14 protein-coding genes are annotated in these 17,101 nt (G+C 73.2%); 4 read left to right on the plus strand and 10 right to left on the minus strand.

Features of this window, described 5'->3' with window-relative positions:
• Positions 1-4 precede the first annotated feature (4 nt).
• From IT293_00585 to IT293_00595, 3 genes are read right to left on the minus strand one after another with little or no spacing between them, the layout of a single operon-like run.
• Positions 5-871, minus strand: a complete 867-nt coding sequence (locus IT293_00585) for a 5'-3' exonuclease (GenBank protein ID MCC6763133.1) — start codon at positions 869-871, stop codon at positions 5-7.
• A gap of 15 nt (positions 872-886) precedes the next feature.
• Positions 887-1,765, minus strand: coding sequence for a MaoC family dehydratase (locus tag IT293_00590; protein ID MCC6763134.1), 879 nt, complete (start codon positions 1,763-1,765; stop codon positions 887-889).
• Positions 1,765-3,540: a carbon starvation protein A gene (locus tag IT293_00595; GenBank protein ID MCC6763135.1), complete on the minus strand. Its 1,776-nt coding sequence runs from the start codon at positions 3,538-3,540 to the stop codon at positions 1,765-1,767. The genes IT293_00590 and IT293_00595 overlap by 1 nt, the downstream gene beginning before the upstream one ends.
• A 74-nt stretch (positions 3,541-3,614) precedes the next feature.
• Here IT293_00595 and IT293_00600 point away from each other — a divergent pair, with 74 nt between their 5' ends.
• Complete coding sequence (locus IT293_00600) at positions 3,615-4,427, plus strand: chlorite dismutase family protein (protein ID MCC6763136.1); 813 nt, start codon at positions 3,615-3,617, stop codon at positions 4,425-4,427.
• Positions 4,428-4,438: 11 nt separating this feature from the next.
• The gene (locus IT293_00605; GenBank protein MCC6763137.1) at positions 4,439-4,798 is read left to right on the plus strand and encodes an HNH nuclease family protein; all 360 of its coding nucleotides are present in this window, start codon (positions 4,439-4,441) and stop codon (positions 4,796-4,798) included.
• 15 nt (positions 4,799-4,813) lie between these two features.
• On the opposite strand, the gene IT293_00610 is transcribed toward IT293_00605, so the two are convergent.
• On the minus strand, positions 4,814-5,287 hold the full coding sequence (locus IT293_00610) for a superoxide dismutase family protein (GenBank protein ID MCC6763138.1): 474 nt from the start codon (positions 5,285-5,287) through the stop codon (positions 4,814-4,816).
• 118 nt (positions 5,288-5,405) lie between these two features.
• Between IT293_00610 and IT293_00615 the strand changes: the two genes are divergently transcribed.
• Entirely contained in the window at positions 5,406-6,374 is a 969-nt protein-coding gene (locus IT293_00615; protein ID MCC6763139.1) for a DUF1722 domain-containing protein, read from the plus strand.
• A gap of 368 nt (positions 6,375-6,742) precedes the next feature.
• Here the strand turns inward: IT293_00615 and IT293_00620 are convergent, their stop codons facing one another.
• Positions 6,743-8,533 (minus strand): tetratricopeptide repeat protein, encoded by a 1,791-nt coding sequence (locus tag IT293_00620; protein ID MCC6763140.1) that lies wholly within the window; start codon positions 8,531-8,533, stop codon positions 6,743-6,745.
• The gene (locus IT293_00625) at positions 8,530-13,032 is read right to left on the minus strand and encodes a DEAD/DEAH box helicase (protein ID MCC6763141.1); all 4,503 of its coding nucleotides are present in this window, start codon (positions 13,030-13,032) and stop codon (positions 8,530-8,532) included. The genes IT293_00620 and IT293_00625 overlap by 4 nt, the downstream gene beginning before the upstream one ends.
• On the opposite strand from IT293_00625, the gene IT293_00630 reads away from it, so the two are divergent.
• Positions 13,031-13,582, plus strand: a complete 552-nt coding sequence (locus tag IT293_00630) for a hypothetical protein (GenBank protein MCC6763142.1) — start codon at positions 13,031-13,033, stop codon at positions 13,580-13,582. The genes IT293_00625 and IT293_00630 overlap by 2 nt on opposite strands.
• A gap of 3 nt (positions 13,583-13,585) precedes the next feature.
• On the opposite strand, the gene IT293_00635 is transcribed toward IT293_00630, so the two are convergent.
• From IT293_00635 to IT293_00650, 4 genes are all read right to left on the minus strand, one after another.
• On the minus strand, positions 13,586-14,782 hold the full coding sequence (locus IT293_00635) for an MFS transporter (protein MCC6763143.1): 1,197 nt from the start codon (positions 14,780-14,782) through the stop codon (positions 13,586-13,588).
• On the minus strand, positions 14,779-15,816 hold the full coding sequence (locus IT293_00640; GenBank protein MCC6763144.1) for a DUF1259 domain-containing protein: 1,038 nt from the start codon (positions 15,814-15,816) through the stop codon (positions 14,779-14,781). The genes IT293_00635 and IT293_00640 overlap by 4 nt, the downstream gene beginning before the upstream one ends.
• A gap of 69 nt (positions 15,817-15,885) precedes the next feature.
• Positions 15,886-16,833 carry a hypothetical protein gene (locus tag IT293_00645; GenBank protein ID MCC6763145.1) on the minus strand — a complete coding sequence of 316 codons (948 nt, stop codon included), beginning with the start codon at positions 16,831-16,833 and terminating at the stop codon, positions 15,886-15,888.
• Positions 16,834-16,886: 53 nt separating this feature from the next.
• On the minus strand, positions 16,887-17,101 hold a 215-nt coding region (locus IT293_00650), incomplete at its 5' end, for a transcriptional initiation protein Tat (GenBank protein MCC6763146.1).

Here is a 17,101-nt window from a genome sequence, read left to right on the forward strand (position 1 = left end):
GCGCTCACGGACGCGCCGCGAGCGCCTGGCGCACGCGCTCGACCGGCGAGGCGAGCTCGTGCGCGGCTACGAGGACGGCGAGCGCGGCCGCGTCCGCCGGGGCGGTCGGCAGCCCGAGGGCGACCGGCGCCAGCGGTACGTCCGGCACCGGCAGAACGACGCGCATCGCGGCGGCGAGGTAGTCGCGGCCCGCGTCGAGCTTGCGCGCGACGGCCGGCGCGAGGTCGGTCGCCGCGAGGATCGCCGGGAGCGAGCCGTAGCGGGCAACGAGCTGCGCGGCGGTCTTCTCGCCGATGCCCCGCACGCCCGGGAGCCCGTCCGAGGGGTCGCCGCGCAGGAGCGCGAAGTCTCCGTAGGCGCGGCCGGGGATGCCGTAGCGGCGGGTGACCTCCGCCTCGTCGACGACGACGACCTTGGAGACGCCGGTCTGCGGGTAGAGCACGACGCGGTCGGGATCGCGGACGAGCGCGAAGAGATCGCGATCCCCCGACACCACCGCGACCGGGCCGCGAGAGGCCGCGGCGAGCGTGGCGATCACGTCCTCCGCCTCGAAGCCCTCGGCGCCGACCACCGCGAAGCCGAGCGCGCGCAGCACCGCGCGGCCGACGCTCTCCTGCGGCGCAACGGGATCGACTTCGTCGTCGTCCGCGACCCGGTGCGCCTTGTACGAGGGCAGGGCCGCGACGCGGAACGCCGGGCGCCAGTCGTCGTCGACGGCGATCGCGAGGGCCCGCGGCCGGTGGTCGAGGAGGAGCCGCGCCAGCATGTTCAGGAAGCCGTAGACGGCGTGCATCGGGATCGAGTCGGGCACCGAGTGGAAGGCCCGGTAGAGCAGGCTCGAGTAGTCGATCAGCATCGTCGGCGCGCGCATGTCGTGGCGCGGGTGTTACTGGAGGACGCTCGCGGTGCCGACGGTCGCCTTCGTGCCGTCCGCCTTCTCGCACCAGACGTCCACGTGAACGCGGCGCTTCGCTCCCTCGGCGACCTCCTCGCGCACCTTGCCATGAGCCGTCACCGTGTCCTCGGCCCAGATGACGTTGACGAGGCGGACGTCGAGCCCGCCGCCGACCTGCCAGGCAAGCCCGAAGGCGGCGGTCATGAGCTCGGAGACGAGGCAGATGGACCACATCCCCTGGACGACGACGTCCGGGAACCCGAGCATCCGGGCCGCTTCGCGATCGGTGTGGTAGTTCTTCTCGGGTCCGGAGAAGGCCTCGCACATCGCCAGCGTGATGGTGCGGGTGAGGGGCGGGAGCGACGCGCCCGGCCCCTCGCCGATGGCGAACTGGCGGTCGGCGCGCTTCTCGCGCTCGCGGTCGACGACGAGGCCGCGGCGCTCCTCCTCGACGAGGAAGCTCTGGTGGGTGCGGCTCCGCTGCAGCCAGCGACCGGCGTCGTCGGTGAGCAGCACCTCGTTCACGACGTACTCGCGGGTGCGTTTGACGTAACGCTCGACGACGGTGGAGCGGGTGCGGACGACGCCGCCGACCGTGAGCGGCGCGAAGAGCTGCCACTCCTGGCGCGCGTGCAGATTGCCGAAAATGTTCGGCAGGTACCAGGCGAGGCTGCGATAGACCTCGGAGTGGAAGAGGAGGGCGGGCGAGGCGACGGCGCCCGAGGCGAGCGCGAGGCGGGACGTCGGTCCGCCGACGCCCGCCTCGTAGCGCGCGACGTCGTCATCCGTGAGGGTCGTGGCGCGGCCGCCGAGGTCGCGGCCGACGTGGACCTCGTGGGGGGGGAAGAAGCCGGCGATCGTCTCGTTCATCAGCGTGGTCCTCCGTGCGCAGGCGAATCTTGCCCACCGGCGTCGCGTCGTCCATCGCGGCGGCCGTGTGGCGCGCGAGAGCGCTCGCGGCGCAGGGCCGCGACGGCCTCGGCGACCACCGAGGCGGCGAGGCCGAGGAGCGTGACGGCCACGATGCCGTTCACGAGCTGCAGCGGGTTCCAGGCGCCGTCCGGGTCGCGCACCGCGGCGAAGGCGGCCCCGGCCTGCAGGACGAGCGCCCAGACCGTAATCGTGAGCACGAAGAGCATCGGGACGCAGGTGAACCAGACGGGCTTTCCGAGCCGCTTCCGCCACACGGTGACGCCGAGGAGCGTGAGCGCGGCGAGCAGCTGGTTCGATGTGCCGAAGAGCGTCCAGAACGCCATGTACGTCGGCGGCCGGCCGGGCAGGGGAGCGTCGGCGGTCGCGATGAAGAGGAGCGGGGCGCCGATGGTCGCGAGCGTCCCCACGACGGCGCCGGCGCGCGTCCGCCAGTCGAAGAGCTCTTGAATGATGTAGCGCCCGAGGCGGGTCGCGACGTCGAGGGTGTCGAAGACGAAGGTCGAGAAGGCCATCGACCCGAAGACGGTGGCGAAGAGGAGGTGCTCCTTCCCGAGCACGACGCTGGCGAACTGGCCGATGCCGCGCCCGTAGGTGGCGCCAGCGGGCGCCTTCGGACCGCCCGGGGCGGCGATCATGATCGTGACCAGCGCGATCAAGGCGACGAAGGACTCGAGCAGCATCGCGCCGTAGCCGACCGGGCGGCAGTCGCTCTCCTTGGCGATCTGCTTCGCCGTCGTGCCGCCGCAGACGAGTCCGTGGAAGCCGCTGCACGCGCCGCACGCGATCGTGACGAAAAGGAACGGGAAGAGGAGGCCCGTGGCGCCGCCGACCTCGAAGCCCTTGAACGCGGGCTGGCGGATGGCGGCGTCGCCGAAGAAGATCCCGATCGTGCCGACGGTGAGCACGAGGTAGAGCACGAAGCCGCCGAGGTAGCCGCGCGGCTGGAGCAGCAGCGAGACCGGCAGCAGCGAGGCGACGAGACAGTAGCCGAGGAGGATCATGCCCCAGGCTTTGTGCGGGTTGGTGACGCCGAGCGCGAGCAGATCCGAGCACTGCGTCCCGAGCCACACCACGCCGAGGGTCGCCGGCACGAACACCGCCGTGAGCAGCGCGAGCGGCGGGTTCCACCACCGCTGCGCGAGCCCCATCGCCACGCTCAGCAGGAGGTACGCGGTGCTCGCGAAGGCGACCGCGCCGCCCGCGTCGAAGCCGACGGCGACTCCGTCGAGCTCCTCGATGCGGCCGAGGAAGGTCCCGGCGGTGACGTCGGTGAACGCGACGATCACGTACACGAGCGCGAGCCAGATGAAGAGCATCACGCTCACCCATGCGCGCCGGCTCAGGTTCTCCCGGATGATCTCGGCGACCGACGAGGCGCGGTGGCGGACGCTCGCGACGAGGGCGCTGAAGTCGTGGACCGCGCCGATGAAGACGACGCCGCCGAGGATCCACAGCAGGCAGGGGAGCCAGCCGAACTGCTCGCAGGCGACGATCGGCCCCACGATCGGACCCGCGGCGGCGATCGCGCTGAAGTGCTGCGGCATCAGGTACACGGGGGAGGTCGGCACGTAGTCGGTGCCGTCCTCGAGGGCGACCGCCGGCGTCGTCACGCGGTCGTCGAGCCCGTACCGCGAGGCGACGAAGCGGCCGTAGAGGAGGTAGGCGGCGGCGAGGACCGAGAGGAAGATCGAGGCCAGGACCGGCAGGATCATCGGGGCGGAGGCTTACGTCACGCGCGGCGCGCGTTCAATTGACCCTTCGCGACGGGCTCCCTAGAATCCGTGCGATGGCCACTCCTCTCGTTCCATCCGTCGGCTGGCCCGTGTCGCACTGGTTCTATCGGATCGATCGCCTGCGTTGGCGCGGCCTCGACGGCGACGCGCGGCGCGCGGCGATCGACGAAGCGCGCGCGTGGGTGGCGCGGGTGGAGACCGAGGAGGGGATGCAGCTCGTCCCGCTCGCGATGATCGGCAAGGCCGACCTCGGCTTCGTGGCGGTCCATCCCGATCTCTGGCGCCATCAGCAGCTCGCCCAGGAGCTTGCCGCGACCGCGCTCGGGGCCTGCCTCGCGCCGGTGTACTCCTTCCTCTCGCTGTCGGAGGTGAGCGAGTACCTCAGCACCGACGCCGACTGGTCGCGCGTCCTGATCGACGATCAGCAGGTCGATCCGACGTCGCCCGACTTCGCGAGCAAGATGGCGACGTTCCGCAAGCGTATGACCCACTACGTCGAGGCTCGTCTGCACCCGAAGCTCCCCGACAACTTCCCGATCGTCTGCTTCTACCCGATGGCGAAGGCGCGCGGCGAGAAGCACAACTGGTACGCGCTGCCGTTCGAACACCGCAAGAAGCTGATGCAGGGGCACGGCGAGTCCGGTCGGAAGTACGCGAGCCGGCTGACCCAGCTCATCACGACCGCGACCGGCGTCGACGACTGGGAATGGGGCGTCACGCTCTTCGCGGGCGACCTGAAGGCGGTGCGCGACGTCGTCTACGAGATGCGGTTCGACGAGGGCAGCGCGATCTACGGCGTCTTCGGCCCGTTCTACGTCGGCATCCGCTTCGCCTCCGACGAACTCGCGTCGGTCCTGCGGCTGTAGTGGAGGATGTGATGGCGACGCGTTCGTTCCGTCCGCGGCAGCGGCGTCGCCCCGGGACCGCCGCGCCGGGAGGCGCTGGGACGGGGAAGCTCGACGCGCTCGTGGCGGAGGCGAAGGCGGCACGCGCCGCTCGCGCCCACGGCTATCGCGAGCGCTCGCTCGCGCTCCACGGCTGGATCTGCGCGCGCTGCGCGCGCGAGTTCGAAGCCGAGAGTCTCCACCTCCTGACCGTCCACCACAAGGACGGAAACCACGAGCGCAACCCTCCCGACGGCAGCAACTGGGAGAATCTGTGCCTCTACTGCCACGAAGCCGAGCACACGACGCACACGCTCGGCGATTATCTCACCGGCCGCGATCGCGGCCGGTGAGATCGTGCGCCGGCATTACTTCGCGGCTTCGATGACGCCGCAGGAGATGATGCCGAAGGTCACGAGCGAGCCCGGATTCGGCGGGTCGCTGCTGATGACGATCGACTTGCCGATGACCGAGGCGTCGCCGGGCTTGACGGTCAGTTTGGTCGACGAGACCTTGAGCGTGCCCATGCCGTCCGCGCCGGGCGTGATCTCGCCGAGGAGGCCGGCGTCGTGGTCGCCGCCCGGCTGAAGCCGGTGCCCGACGGCGGCCGCGTTGGACCCCGTGCAATCGCCCTTCTCGTGGACGGCGATCGCGTGCTTCTTCCCGGGAGTCAGGGCTTTCGCCGAGATGGTGATGGTCGTCGAGCCTTCGGCCTCGTCGAAGGTGGCGGTGCCGGTCACCTGTGTGCCGCTCTTGGGTTCGAAGGTGGCCGTCGCGGTGGTCGGCGTCTTCGAGCAAGCGGCGACGGAGATGGCGACGGCGAGCAGAATGAAACGATGCATGCGAAACTCCTCCTCCTGGAATTTAGCCGCGCATGATGGCCGAGGTCGTCGGGAAAGACAATTGCCGGGACGCGCGCGTCTGGCTCGCCGCGGGGCGCCCCGTTACTCTCCGGCCGACATGTCATCCGGATCGCCCCCAGACAACGATCGGCTGCGGCTCGGGGTCAGCACCTGCCTGCTCGGCGAGCAGGTGCGGTTCGACGGCGGCCACAAGCACGACCGCTTCCTGACCGACGTGCTCGGGCGCTACGTCGAGTGGGTGCCCGTCTGCCCCGAGCTCGAGGTGGGCATGGGGGTGCCGCGCGAGGCCGTCCGCCTCGCAGGGGACGTGGAGGCGCCCCGCATGGTCGGCGTGCGCACGACGCGGGACCACACGCGCGCCATGCGGCGCTTCGCGGCTGCCCGCGTGCGCCAGCTCGCCGGGCTCGGCCTGCACGGCTACGTCTGCAAGCGAGCCTCGCCGAGCTGCGGCATGGAGCGCGTCCGGGTCTACGGCGGGCGCGGCGCGCCCTCGCGCCGGGGACGCGGCCTCTTCACGGCCGCGTTCGTGGAGGCGCTGCCGCTCGTGCCGATCGAGGAGGAGGGCCGCCTCGGCGACCCCGTGCTCCGCGAGACGTTCATCGAGCGCGTCTTCGCGTACCGGCGTTGGCAGGCGCTCGCGGCGTCGCCGACCCGCGCGGCGCTCACGGCGTTCCATGCCGTCCACGAGCACCAGCTCCTGGCGCACAGCCCGATGCACTATCGGGCGCTCGATCGGTTGGTCGGGGAACGGAAGCGCCGGCGGCCGGGGGCGCTTGTCGCGTCCTACGGAGCCGCGTTCATGGCAGCGCTCGCCGTCCCCGCGACGACCACCAAGCAGGTGCACGTGCTCCGGCGCCTGGCCGGGTTCTGCCGCGAGCATCTCGACGCCGCCGATCGCCGCGCGCTCGCGAGGGCGATCGACGAGTATCGCCGGTTCCTGGCGCCGCTCGTGGTGCCGCTCACCCTGCTGCGCCATCACGTCGAGAAGCACGGGGTGGCCTCCCTGCAGGGGCAGACCTACCTCGAGCCGCACCCGGAGGAGCTGATGCTCCGGAACCACGTCTGAGCCAATGCCGCGGCCGTCGCGTAGGGCCGCAGTTGCGGTGTGCGCGCGTAGCGCCTCGGTCCGATTCTCGCGCCTACGGCGTCATTCGGAGGCGGTGGCAGCAGGCGGGCGGATCGGGGCGGGTTTCTACGGTCGCCGGGGTTCTGCCACCCGGCGACCGTAGGCGGCATCCCGGACCCACCCACCGTCGTCACCGAGGCAGACGGCTCGCGCCGGACCGATACTACCGGCAGCAGGACGACACGCGGTGCGAGACAGCGTCGCCACCGCAGGCAGGCTCGCGCCAGACCGAGGCTCCGGTGCGAGATCGGACCGAGGCACTATCCGTGCAGATCCCTCCGAGCGTCGGTTCGGGCGCCGCACCGGGCTCAGCGCGCCTCGGGGTGGGCCGCCAGCCAGTCGCCGAGCTGGCGGGCGTTTTCAGTCGCGTCGCGTCCGACGGCGTCGTCGCCCGCGAGCGCGGCGGCGCGCTGATACTGCGCGTGGGCCTCGCGGTATCGGCCCGCGTCGTACAGGATCCCCGCGAGCGTGGCGTGGCCCTGCGGGTAGCGCGGGTTGATGGCGAGGGCCCGCTGCACCGCGTCGAGGGCGCGGTCGAGCTCCCGCTCGGCGCCCGCGAGGTCGCCGGCGCGGCGGGCGGCCTGCCCGCGGCGGCGCGCGATCATGGCGAGCCCGCGGTAGGCGATCGCGTGCCCGCCGATCTCGTTCGCGCGCGTGAAGAGATCCTCGGCCTCGGCGTCGGCGCCACGCTCGACGAGGACGAGCCCGAGGTTGATGCACGTGCGCTGGCGGGTGATCTCGCCCGGGTGGAGCTCGAGCGCGTGCCGGTAGGCGGCCTCGGCCTCGGTCGCGCGGCCGGCGGCGGCGAGCGCGAGGCCGAGGTTCATGTAGGGGAGCGCGTCGTGGGGCGCTCCGGCCGTCACCGCCGACCAGAGCGTGAGCTGGTCGCGCCAGTGGCGGTTGCGAGCCACGGTCGTGGCGAAGAGCGCGGTCAGCACGACCGCGACGGCGGGCGTCGCGGCCGCGAGCGCGCGGTGCCCGTGGAGCCCGCTCGCCACCAGGAGCGCGACGCCGACCATGCCGAGATAGAGGCGGCGTTCGGCGACCGGGGTGACGGAGAAGTCCGCGAGCACGACGGCGACCGCCGGCGCGACCGCGATCACGAACCAGAGGGCACCGAGCCGTCGGACGCCGTCGCGGCACGGGTGCAGGACGAGCGCGGCGATCCCGAGGGCGCCGAGGGCGGCGAGCGCGAGGTGGCCCGCGTCGGTGGGCGTGGTCGGGACGTAAGGCGCGAACTCGACCGGGGCCACGACGCGGCCGATCTGGTAGCCGAAGGCCCCGGCGAGGTTCACGAGATCCTGCCAGCGGAGGGCGTGCCGGCCGATGCCGGTCGTGACGTCGGGAGGACGGAGGGCTTGACAGAGCACGACCCCGACGAGGCTCGCGGCGAGCGCGGGCCACGCGCGCCGGAGTCGTCCCGCGATCGGCGCCTCCGGGCGCGGGACGACGGCGAGCGCGGCGACGAGGAGCGCGGGCGTCACGCTGCCGGTCTCCTTGGCGGCGGTCGCGAGGAAGGACGCCGCCGCGACGGCCGGCGCGACCCACCATGCGGGCGTCGCCTGGCCGCGCAGGAAGGCGAGTACGGCGAGCATCGCGAAGGTGCCGGTCAGCACGTCGGCGCGGCACGTGAGCCAGGCGACCGACTCGACCTGGACGGGATGGACGGCGAAGAGCGCGGCCGCCGCGAGCGCCGCCCAGGGCGCTACGCCGAGGACGCCCGCGAGGCGGAGCACGAGGACGCCGTTCACCGCATGGAGCAGCACCTGCGTGACGTGGAAGCCGGTGCTCGTGGTCCACAGGCGGTGGTCGATCCACAGCGTCATGAGCTCGAGCGGGCGGTACATGCGCATGTTCGGGAGCCCGGGAGGCTCGCGCCAGGCGTCGAGCCAGCCGGCGTAGAAGCGCACCTTCTGGTCGAGGAGCACCGTGTCGTCCCAGACGAAGCCGTGTCCGAAGGTGTTGGCGAAGGCCACGACCGCGAGCGCGAAGACGAGAAGGCTCGCGACCGCCGGGGTCGGGGCCCGGCGCCACACGGGCGCGGCGGGGGGCGTCGGTGGCCCGGCAGCCGGCGCCGCGCGCCGGCGCGGGGCGCTCATGCGCCGGAAGCCGCCAGGCCGCGATCACGCAGGCGATGGCGGACGGCGCCGAGATCGCCGCTGTCGATCGGCACGCCGCGCTCCCAGGCGATCACCTGTCCCGAGAGGGGCGAGATGCGCGCGCCCGGCGTGACGATGCCGACGAGGTTCAGGGGGTCGGCGGCCGCGACGAGGAGGATCTCGGCGTCGCCGATGCGCCGGCGCGTGTCGCGGAGCGCCTCGACGGCGTCCGGCAGCGCGAACTGCTCGCCGACGAAGCCGGCAACGAAGCGGCCGCCGCGGATCTCGCCGCGCGCCTCCAGGCGGCGGAGGACGGCGAGCAGCTCGCGCCAGGGCGGCATGAGCGCTTCGCGCGCGAGGAGCTCGCGGAGCACGACCCCGTAGCGCGCCAGGAACTGACGGGCCGCGGCCTCGACGCGCGCCGCGGCGGGAAGCGCGTCGCGCTTGCCCGCGAGCAGCGCCCAGCGGCCGGCCGGGAGCGGGCGGCGCGCCGCGCGTCCGCCGTGGAGGGCGCGCAGACGGCGCTCGGGGCGCGGTCGCTCCTCGGGCGCGATCAGGCGGCGGAGGCCGGCGAAGCCGTCGCCGCTGACGATGCCGCGCACCACCAGCTCCCAGAGCGCTTCTTCGGTCGTGCTCGGGAGGAGTCCGGTCGCGGCGGCGATGTCGGCGGTGAACGAGGCGCCCTCGGCGGCGAGGAACGCCGCGACGTCGCGCGCCGCCGGCGAGAGGCGCGGGCTGTCGGGATCGGGCCGCGCCGTACGGAGGGTGTCGAGATCGGCGCGGAGCGCGAGCGCGAGCGGTGCGGCCCGAGTCGGCGCGAGGCGCCGCCGTTGCGCGGGCTCGGGGGCGGGCGTCCCGGCGCGCCTGGTCGCGACACGGCGCCGGGCGCCGACGGCGGCGTGCTCCACCGCCGGGTCGCTGGTGGTGTCGCCGTCGCCCGGTGCGGAGAAGCGTCCCCAGGCGGCGATGCCCGAGAGGCAGAGGTCGTCGAGGAGCCCCGGCTCGTACGCGGCCACTCGCGCGGGGAGGACGGTGCGCTCCCATGCCGGCGCGGGGAGCTCGATCCCGTGCAGCTGCGCGATGACTGCGACGAGCCCGTCGCGACCGTGCAGGCGTGTCTCGGGAAGCACGTGTTGCCATCGGAAGAGGAAGCGCATGAAGTCCGCCGCCGAGACCGGGTCGATCTCGCGCCGCAGGCGGCCGAGCGTGAGGTGATGGATGCGGGCGAGGAGGCGGCGCTCGCACCACTCGTCGCCGGGCGCTCCCGGCGTGAAGCGTCCCTGGAGCGCGACGCCCTCGCCCTCGAGCCGCGCCATGGCGGCGCCGATCACGGTCGGCGCGACTCCGAGCCGCGCCGCGAGGTCGTCGATCGTCGTCGGCCCGAGACACTCGAGCCAGCCGCGCACCAGCGCGACCGCCGCGGCCTCGCCGTCGCATGCCTGGGGGGCGAGGGCGGGCGCGACGAGGGCGGGGGCGAGCGTCAGCGTGGGGACGAGGGCGCGCGCCAGGGCGAGGCGCTCGGCGGCGACGAGCGCGCGCCTCGGCGTGCCGGCGTACTCCCACGCGGCCCAGGCGGCGCGCTCGCGGAGCACGAGCTCATCCGCCCAGGGCGCCCATGGGCCGAGCGCGTCGGCGGGGAGCCAGACGAGCGTCAGCAGCGCGTCGTGGAGCTCGTCGGCGTGTCGTGCGTCGGGCCAGGCCTGACCGCGTACCGCCGCGATCGCCTCGGCGTCGAGCGCGCCGATCCCGGCCGCGATGGCGGGATCGGCGCGGCGAAGCGCCACCGCGCGGGCGCGTCGTTCTTCGAGGGGCGCGTCGTCGAGGAAGGCGTACGGGTTGGCGTTCAGGATCTCGTGCGCCATGACCGAGGGTGCCGGCGTCTCGACGGCGACGGTCCGGATCTCGCCGCGCGCGATCCGCTCCAGCACCTCGCGCAGACCGTCGGTGTCCATGGCCTCGTAGAGGCAGTTGGCGATCGTCTCGTCGACGAGCGGGTGCTTCGGCGGCTCGATCGGACCGGCATGATTGTCGCCGCACGCCGCTTGCATCGGGAAGACCGCCGCCAGCAGGTCGTCGGCGCGCATGCGCTGGATGTTCATCGGGACGCGTCTCCCGCCGCTGTGGCGGAGCAGCGCGAGCGCGCGCGTCGCGTTCCAGCGCCACCGCGTTCCGAACATCGGCGCCTGGAGCGTCGCCTGGACGAGGTCGTGCTCGAGGGTCGCGAGCCGCGCCATCGCGAAGACGTTGGCGAGCGGGAAGCTGTGCTGCTCGCCGAGCGAGAGCACGATGCCGTCGTCGGTCGCGGCCGCCTGCAGCTCGAAGTCGAAGGAGACGCAGAAGCGCTTGCGAAGCGCGAGGCCCCAGGCGCGGTTGATGGCCCCGCCGAAGGGCGCGTGGATGACGAGCTGCATCCCGCCGCTCTCGTCGAAGAAGCGCTCGGCGACCACCGTGTCGCAGGTCGGCACCGTCCCGAGGACCGCGAGCGTGTCGCGGACGTAGGCCGCGAGCTGGAGCGCGCCGGCGGCGTCGATGCCGCACTCGGCGACGAGCCACTCGACCACCGCCTGGGGCGGGGGCGCGGCGCGGTCCGGGATGCGCGCCGCCAGCTCGGCGCGCAGCTCCGAGACCGCCGCGGAGAGCTCGCGCGTCCGGGCCGGAGCCTCGCCGGTCCAGAAGGGAATGGTCGGCGGCGCCTGGCCGGCGTCCTCCACCCGCACGGTGCCGTTCTCGACCCGGCGGATGCGCCACGAGTGGTTGCCGAGGAGGAAGATGTCGCCGCGCATGCTCTCGATCGCGAAGTCCTCGTTGACCTTGCCGACCCGCGCTTCGCCCGGCTCTTCGACGACGTCGTAGTCGGCGGTGTCGGGGATGGCCCCGCCGCCGGTGATCGCGGCGAGGCGCGCACCCCGCCGCCCGCGCACCCGGCGGTGCACGAGGTCGCGGTGGAGATGGGCGGAGCGCCGGCCGCGGCGGGTGGCGACACCCTCGGCGAGCATCTCGAGCACCTCGTCGAAGGCGCGGCGCTCGAGGTCGCGGTAGGGCCGGGCGCGGCGGACGAGAGCGAACAGGTCGTCCTCGCCGATCTCGTCGGCGGCCGCGATGGCGACGATCTGCTGCGCCAGGATGTCGAGCGGCCTCTCGGAGAGCCGCAAGCGGTCGAGGACGCTGGCGCGGATGGCGCGGACGGCGGCTGCGGTCTGCAGGAGGTCGTCGCGCGTGAGGGGGAAGAAGATTCCCTTCGGCACGCTGCCGAGCCAGTGTCCGGAGCGCCCGACTCGTTGCAGCAGCGTCGCGAGCGCACGGGGCGAGCCGATGTGGCAGACGAGGTCCACGTGGCCGACGTCGATGCCGAGCTCGAGCGAGGCCGTGGCGACCACGACCGGCACCGCGCCCGACTTGAGCTTCTGCTCGGCGTCGAGGCGGATCGTCCGCGACAGGCTCCCGTGGTGCGCGACGACCCGGTCGTCCCCGAGGCGTTCGCTCAGCTGGTGCGCGACCCGCTCGACGAGACGGCGCGTGTTCACGAACACGATCGTCGTGCGGTGGGTGGCGACGTAGCCGACGATGCGGTCGTAGATCGAGGCCCAGAGCTCGTAGCTCGCGATCGCGCCGATCTCGTGATCGGTCGTCTCGACCGCGAGGTCCATCGCGCGGCGGTGGCCGGTGTCGACGATGGCGCAGTCGGCGGTCCCGGCGGCGGTGCGCCGGCCGCCGCCGACCAGGAGCTCGGCCACGCGCTCGATCGGATGCTGCGTCGCCGAGAGCCCGATGCGCTGCACCTTCCTCCCGGCGAGCGCGTCGAGCCGTTCGAGCGTCAGCGCGAGGTGCGCTCCGCGCTTGTCGCCCGCGACCGCGTGGATCTCGTCGACGATGACGGTGCGGGCGCTGGCGAGCGCCGCCCGGCTCTTGTCGGCGGTCAGCAGGATGTAGAGCGACTCCGGCGTCGTGATGAGGACGTGCGGCGGCTTCCGTACCATCGCCTGCCGCTCGCTCCGGGGCGTGTCGCCGGTGCGGACCGCGACGCGGACTTCCGGCAGATGGACTCCCGTGGCGAAGGCGCGGGCGCGGATCTCGGCCAGGGGTTGTTCGAGGTTCTTCCGGATGTCGTTCCCGAGGGCCTTGAGCGGCGAGACGTAGACGACGGTGGTCTCGTCGACGAGCCCGCCGGAGCGCGCCGTCCGCACGAGCCGATCGATCGCCCACAGGAACGCGGCGAGTGTCTTGCCCGAGCCGGTCGGCGCGGCGATGAGGACGTCGCGTCCGGCGGCGATCGCGCGCCAGCCCTCGGTCTGCGGCGGCGTCGGCGCACGGAAGCGCTCGGCGAACCAACCGGCGACGAGGGGGTCGAACTCGAGAGCGTGGGTGGGCGCCGACACCGGCGGCGACGGTACCACCGGTCGTCCCGAGCGGGTAGGCCGCGGGGCGCACCCGTCAGCGGTTGGCGGTTGACCCCCGTGGCGGGATCGGGGACAACGCGACACGCGGGAGGGCGACGGCATGAAGCGCGAGGAATGCATACTCTTCAGCGGCGCCGCGGGCGGCGCGGAGGCCGAGTTCGGTGCCGCGGCCGAGCGGCACGCCATCGAGGAGGTGAACTTCACCTTCGACGGACACCGTGACGCGCGCAGCCGAGGCATCCGCGTCCTCACCCACGAGGAGCTCGAGCACGGCGACGTCAGCCTCTCGTACGTCTCGAAGCTGATGCACCGCCGCTATCCCGACACCGCCATGTTCAAGAAGGTGCTGCAGTGCATCTGGCACCAGGTGAACAACGGCCAGGAGATCTACGTCGTCGGCACCATCCAGCCCGACGACACCGTGAAGGGCGGCACGGGCTGGGGCGCCGAGTTCGCGAAGCTCTGCAACAAGCCGCTCTTCGTCTTCGACCAGGAGAAGAACGGCTGGTTCCGCTGGACCGGCGACACCTTCGAGAAGGCCGCCGACCCCGTGGTCCGGCACCGCCACTTCACGGGCACCGGCACGCGCTTCGTGAAGGAGAACGGCCGGGCGGCGATCCAGGGTCTGTTCGCCCGCAGCTTCGGCGCCTGACGGTCAGGCCGCTCGCTCCTCCGGGGGCGGCACGCCGCGAAACGCTCGCCACAGCAGGAGATCGTAGGTGATCTTCATCGCGGCGCCGGCGACGAGCGGCGCCGCGAGGGATCCCCGCTCCAGGAAGAGCCCCGCGAACGAGGGGGCGACCGCCCAGGCGCCGAGGCGGACGAGGCTCGTCACGCCCGACGCGATGGTGCGCTCCTGCGGCGCCACGACGGCCATCACGTAGGACTGGCGCGTCGGCACGTCCATCTCGACCAGCCCCTCGCGCAGCACGAAGAGGACGGCCGCGACCCAGAAGCTCGGGGCGATCGCGACCGTGACCAGCAGCAGGCTCGAGGGGATGTGGGTGAAGACCATCGTGTTCACGAGACCGATGCGGCGGGCGAGCCAGGCGGCGCCGAAGTGCGAGAGCGCGTTCGCGACCCGGGCCAGGAAGAAGAGGGCGCCGATGGTCGCCGCGCTCGCGCCGAAGCGGGTCGCGAAGAACCACGAGAGGAGGGCGGTGGTGAGGAAGCCGCCGCCGAGCGCGTCGAGCGCGAAGAGAGCGCAGAGCTTGGCGAGGATGCCGCGGGTCGCGGGCGAGACGCGCAGGCGGGCGGGAGCCATGTGCTCGACCGCCGGTGAGAGCCCGAGGTAGAGGCCGACCGAGGCGAGGGCGAGCGCCGCGTAGGCGAGCACCGAGGCGCGGAGCGCCGCCGGGTGCGCGAGGCCCGCGCCGCGCTCCAGGAGGACCGGCAGCCCCGCCGCGACGCTGCCGAGCGCGTGGCCGGCGTCCTGCAGCACGTTGTACCAGGCGAAGGCCCGCGTCCGTCCGGCGTCGTCGGTCGTCGCGGGGAGGATCGCCTGCTCGACGACGAGCGCCGCGCCGCGGTCGCGACCCATGCCGTTCGCCATGCCGAGGAAGGCGGCGATCGCGAGAGCCGCGGGGTGGTCGACGCAGGCGAGCGCGATGCCGCCGGCGGCGGTCGCGACGGCGAGGAGGACGAGCGTTCGCCGTCTCCCGATCCGGTCGCCCGCGAGCGTCACCAGGAGCGACGCGAGCGCGCCGCCCGCGAGGCCGGCGGCGACGACGACGCCGATCGCCGCGACGTCGAGCGGCACCGCGGCGAGGTGCAGGCCGAGCAGCACCCCGATCATCCCGACGCCGAGCGCGCGGGCGAACGCGCTCGCGAGGAGGAGGGTGCGGTCGGTCACCCGCCGCGCGGCAGCTGGTCGAGCGCCTTGCGGACGCCGGCGGCGAGCGCGTCCGGGCGTCCGACCCCCCAGAAGCTCACGAACACCAGACGAGGCTCCTCGCGGCTCGAGTTGTCGTGGATCCCGACCACGCCGATCCGCGACTGGCGGAGCGCGTGGATCACCGGTTGCAGCTCGCTCGGGGCGAGCATGAGCTCGCCCGCGACCGCCGCCCGCTCCGACGAGCCCTGGAACGCCGCCCACGACGTCGGGCTCATCGTCGCGCCGAGCGCGACGCCGAGCTCGGCGGCGCGCAGGTCGGCGCGCGGGATCGCCACCCGGTAGACGCCGTTCTCGTGTTCGCCGCGGAGGCCGAGCACGAGATCGAGGTGCGCGACGTCGAGGTCGGAGCGCGCCTCGGCGGCGGCGGCCTTCTGGGGGCGCGCGGCCCGGACGCGGACAATCGCCTCCTGCACGTCGCGGACGCCGCGAGCGAGCGCCACGGGATTGCCGACGCCGTCGAAGTGCACGAAAAGCACGCGCGGCTCCTCGCCGACGAAATGTCCGTGCAACGCCGTGGCCTCGAGGCCGGCGTTGGCGAGCGCCGAAACGACGGCCTGGAGCTCGTCGGCCGCAACCGGCATGAGGCCGACGAGCATGGCGCCGCTCGCGTGCGGTCGGAAGGCGACCCAGCCGGCGAGCCCCATGCGCGGCGTGATCGGGAAGCCGTCGAGGGTGACCTTGAGGTCGCCGCGCGGCTTGGTGATGCGGAAGACGCCGTCGGGCATGACGGCCCCCGTGAGTCCCGACGCTTCCTCGATGGCGACCGTGTCGAGCCCGCTCGTGCCGGCCAACGGAGGGAGAGGCGCGAGTGCGGGGCTCGCCGGCGCCGGCAGCGTCGCGACGGGCTGGCCTTTGCTCGGGAGCGCGCTTTCCTTCGCGGGCGGGGCCGCGACGGGCGCCGCTGTTTCGACCGCCGCCTCGGGCTCCGGCTTCCGGAGCAACCCGCATCCCGCGACCGCGACCGCGAGCGCCACCGCGACCAGTCTCCGCATGCCGGCCACCTCCACGGGCGGCACCTTAGACGCTTACGGGCGGCGGACGCCAGCGCTCCGACGACCAGATCAGTGACAGCCGAGCGCGGCGACGAAGCCGGTCGCGGGCGCACCGGCCGCGATCCACTCTTCGATGAGCTCGATGTGGAGATGGTGCAGCCGCTTCAGGTCGCGGGGCATCTGTACGCCCTCACCGTCGGCGAGCTCGCCGCGGAGCTTCTTCAGGATGAAGCTGTTCTCCGGGTTCCCGGGGTCGACGCGGAGATGGCCGGCGCTTGCCGCGGCGAAGTTCGCGGGTCCGACCCCGACCAGGCTCGCGTACGCCTCGCCGTCGGCGAGCGAGAGCTGGTGCTCGCCCTGGGCGACGTTGTGGCAGGTCGGGATCGCGCAGGTCGGGGTGAAGATCTGGCGCTGGATCTGCTCGAAGGTCGACGCGATGCCGTCGCAGGGCGTCGTGTCCTTCCCGGGAACGCAGGTCATCCTGAGCTTGTCGTCGTCGCGGATGGACGGCGGATCGGCGGTGAGCGTCGACACGATCGCCTTGCGGCCGCGGCGCCACCGGCCGCCGCTCCGCGACGGCTGGATCGGCGTCCGGAGGCTCATCTGGATCTCGCCGCCGCAGACGTTCAGGTCGGTTGCCTCGACGGGGAGAACGAGGAAGTTCAGCTGGTCCTCGAGGGCCTGGAAGTCGAAGTCGTGCTCCGGGTTCGTGTCGGGCTGCTCGTTCTCGACGAAGAAGCTCTCGAGGGTCTGCGGCGCGCAGCTCGGGAGCCCGGGATCGGTGACGTTCAGGCAGACCTCGACGCGGAATTGGCAGAGGCCGAGCGTCGGATCCTCGTCGCACGCCGGATCGTTGTCGACGCAGCGGATCTCGCGCGGACGCGCCGCGGGCTGGTTCGCGGGCGTGCCGCCGAACTCGGCGAGGCAGTCGGTGGCCGACGCGCCGCCGCCCGGCGTGAGGGCGAACGCCGGCATCGGCGTGAGGGCGAACCCGAACGCGAGGACGAGCGCGCCCACGGTTGCCGTCCCCGGTACGCGCACGGAACCGCCGCGGCGCGGGTCCATGCGCGTCAGGTGAGGAACCCCAGGGTGGAGAAGCTGCCGTTCAGGATCGGCGTGTGGGCGCCGGGTGAGAGCAGCCACTTGTCGATGACGGTGGCGTAGACCTGGCGGAAGTCGACGTTCCACTTGGTGTTGCCGCCGTCGAGGTCGGTGAGGTCGGGGAAGGTGCCGTAGAGGCCGCCGTTCACCGTGTCGCCGACGACGAAGAGGGGCGAGGCCGCGC

The sequence above is a fragment of the Deltaproteobacteria bacterium genome (genome assembly GCA_020848745.1).
Taxonomy (GTDB): Bacteria; Desulfobacterota; Binatia; order UTPRO1; family UTPRO1; genus UTPRO1.

Coding starts and splice junctions, on each gene's coding strand:
- IT293_00595 (MCC6763135.1), bottom strand. CDS start 3,540: ATGATCCTGCCGGTCCTGGCCTCGATCTTCCTCTCGGTCCTCGCCGCC.
- IT293_00610 (MCC6763138.1), bottom strand. CDS start 5,287: ATGCATCGTTTCATTCTGCTCGCCGTCGCCATCTCCGTCGCCGCTTGC.
- IT293_00640 (MCC6763144.1), bottom strand. CDS start 15,816: ATGCGGAGACTGGTCGCGGTGGCGCTCGCGGTCGCGGTCGCGGGATGC.
- IT293_00620 (MCC6763140.1), bottom strand. CDS start 8,533: ATGAGCGCCCCGCGCCGGCGCGCGGCGCCGGCTGCCGGGCCACCGACG.
- IT293_00585 (MCC6763133.1), bottom strand. CDS start 871: ATGCGCGCGCCGACGATGCTGATCGACTACTCGAGCCTGCTCTACCGG.
- IT293_00590 (MCC6763134.1), bottom strand. CDS start 1,765: ATGAACGAGACGATCGCCGGCTTCTTCCCCCCCCACGAGGTCCACGTC.
- IT293_00625 (MCC6763141.1), bottom strand. CDS start 13,032: ATGCCGTCGCCCTCCCGCGTGTCGCGTTGTCCCCGATCCCGCCACGGG.
- IT293_00630 (MCC6763142.1), top strand. CDS start 13,031: ATGAAGCGCGAGGAATGCATACTCTTCAGCGGCGCCGCGGGCGGCGCG.
- IT293_00615 (MCC6763139.1), top strand. CDS start 5,406: ATGTCATCCGGATCGCCCCCAGACAACGATCGGCTGCGGCTCGGGGTC.
- IT293_00600 (MCC6763136.1), top strand. CDS start 3,615: ATGGCCACTCCTCTCGTTCCATCCGTCGGCTGGCCCGTGTCGCACTGG.
- IT293_00605 (MCC6763137.1), top strand. CDS start 4,439: ATGGCGACGCGTTCGTTCCGTCCGCGGCAGCGGCGTCGCCCCGGGACC.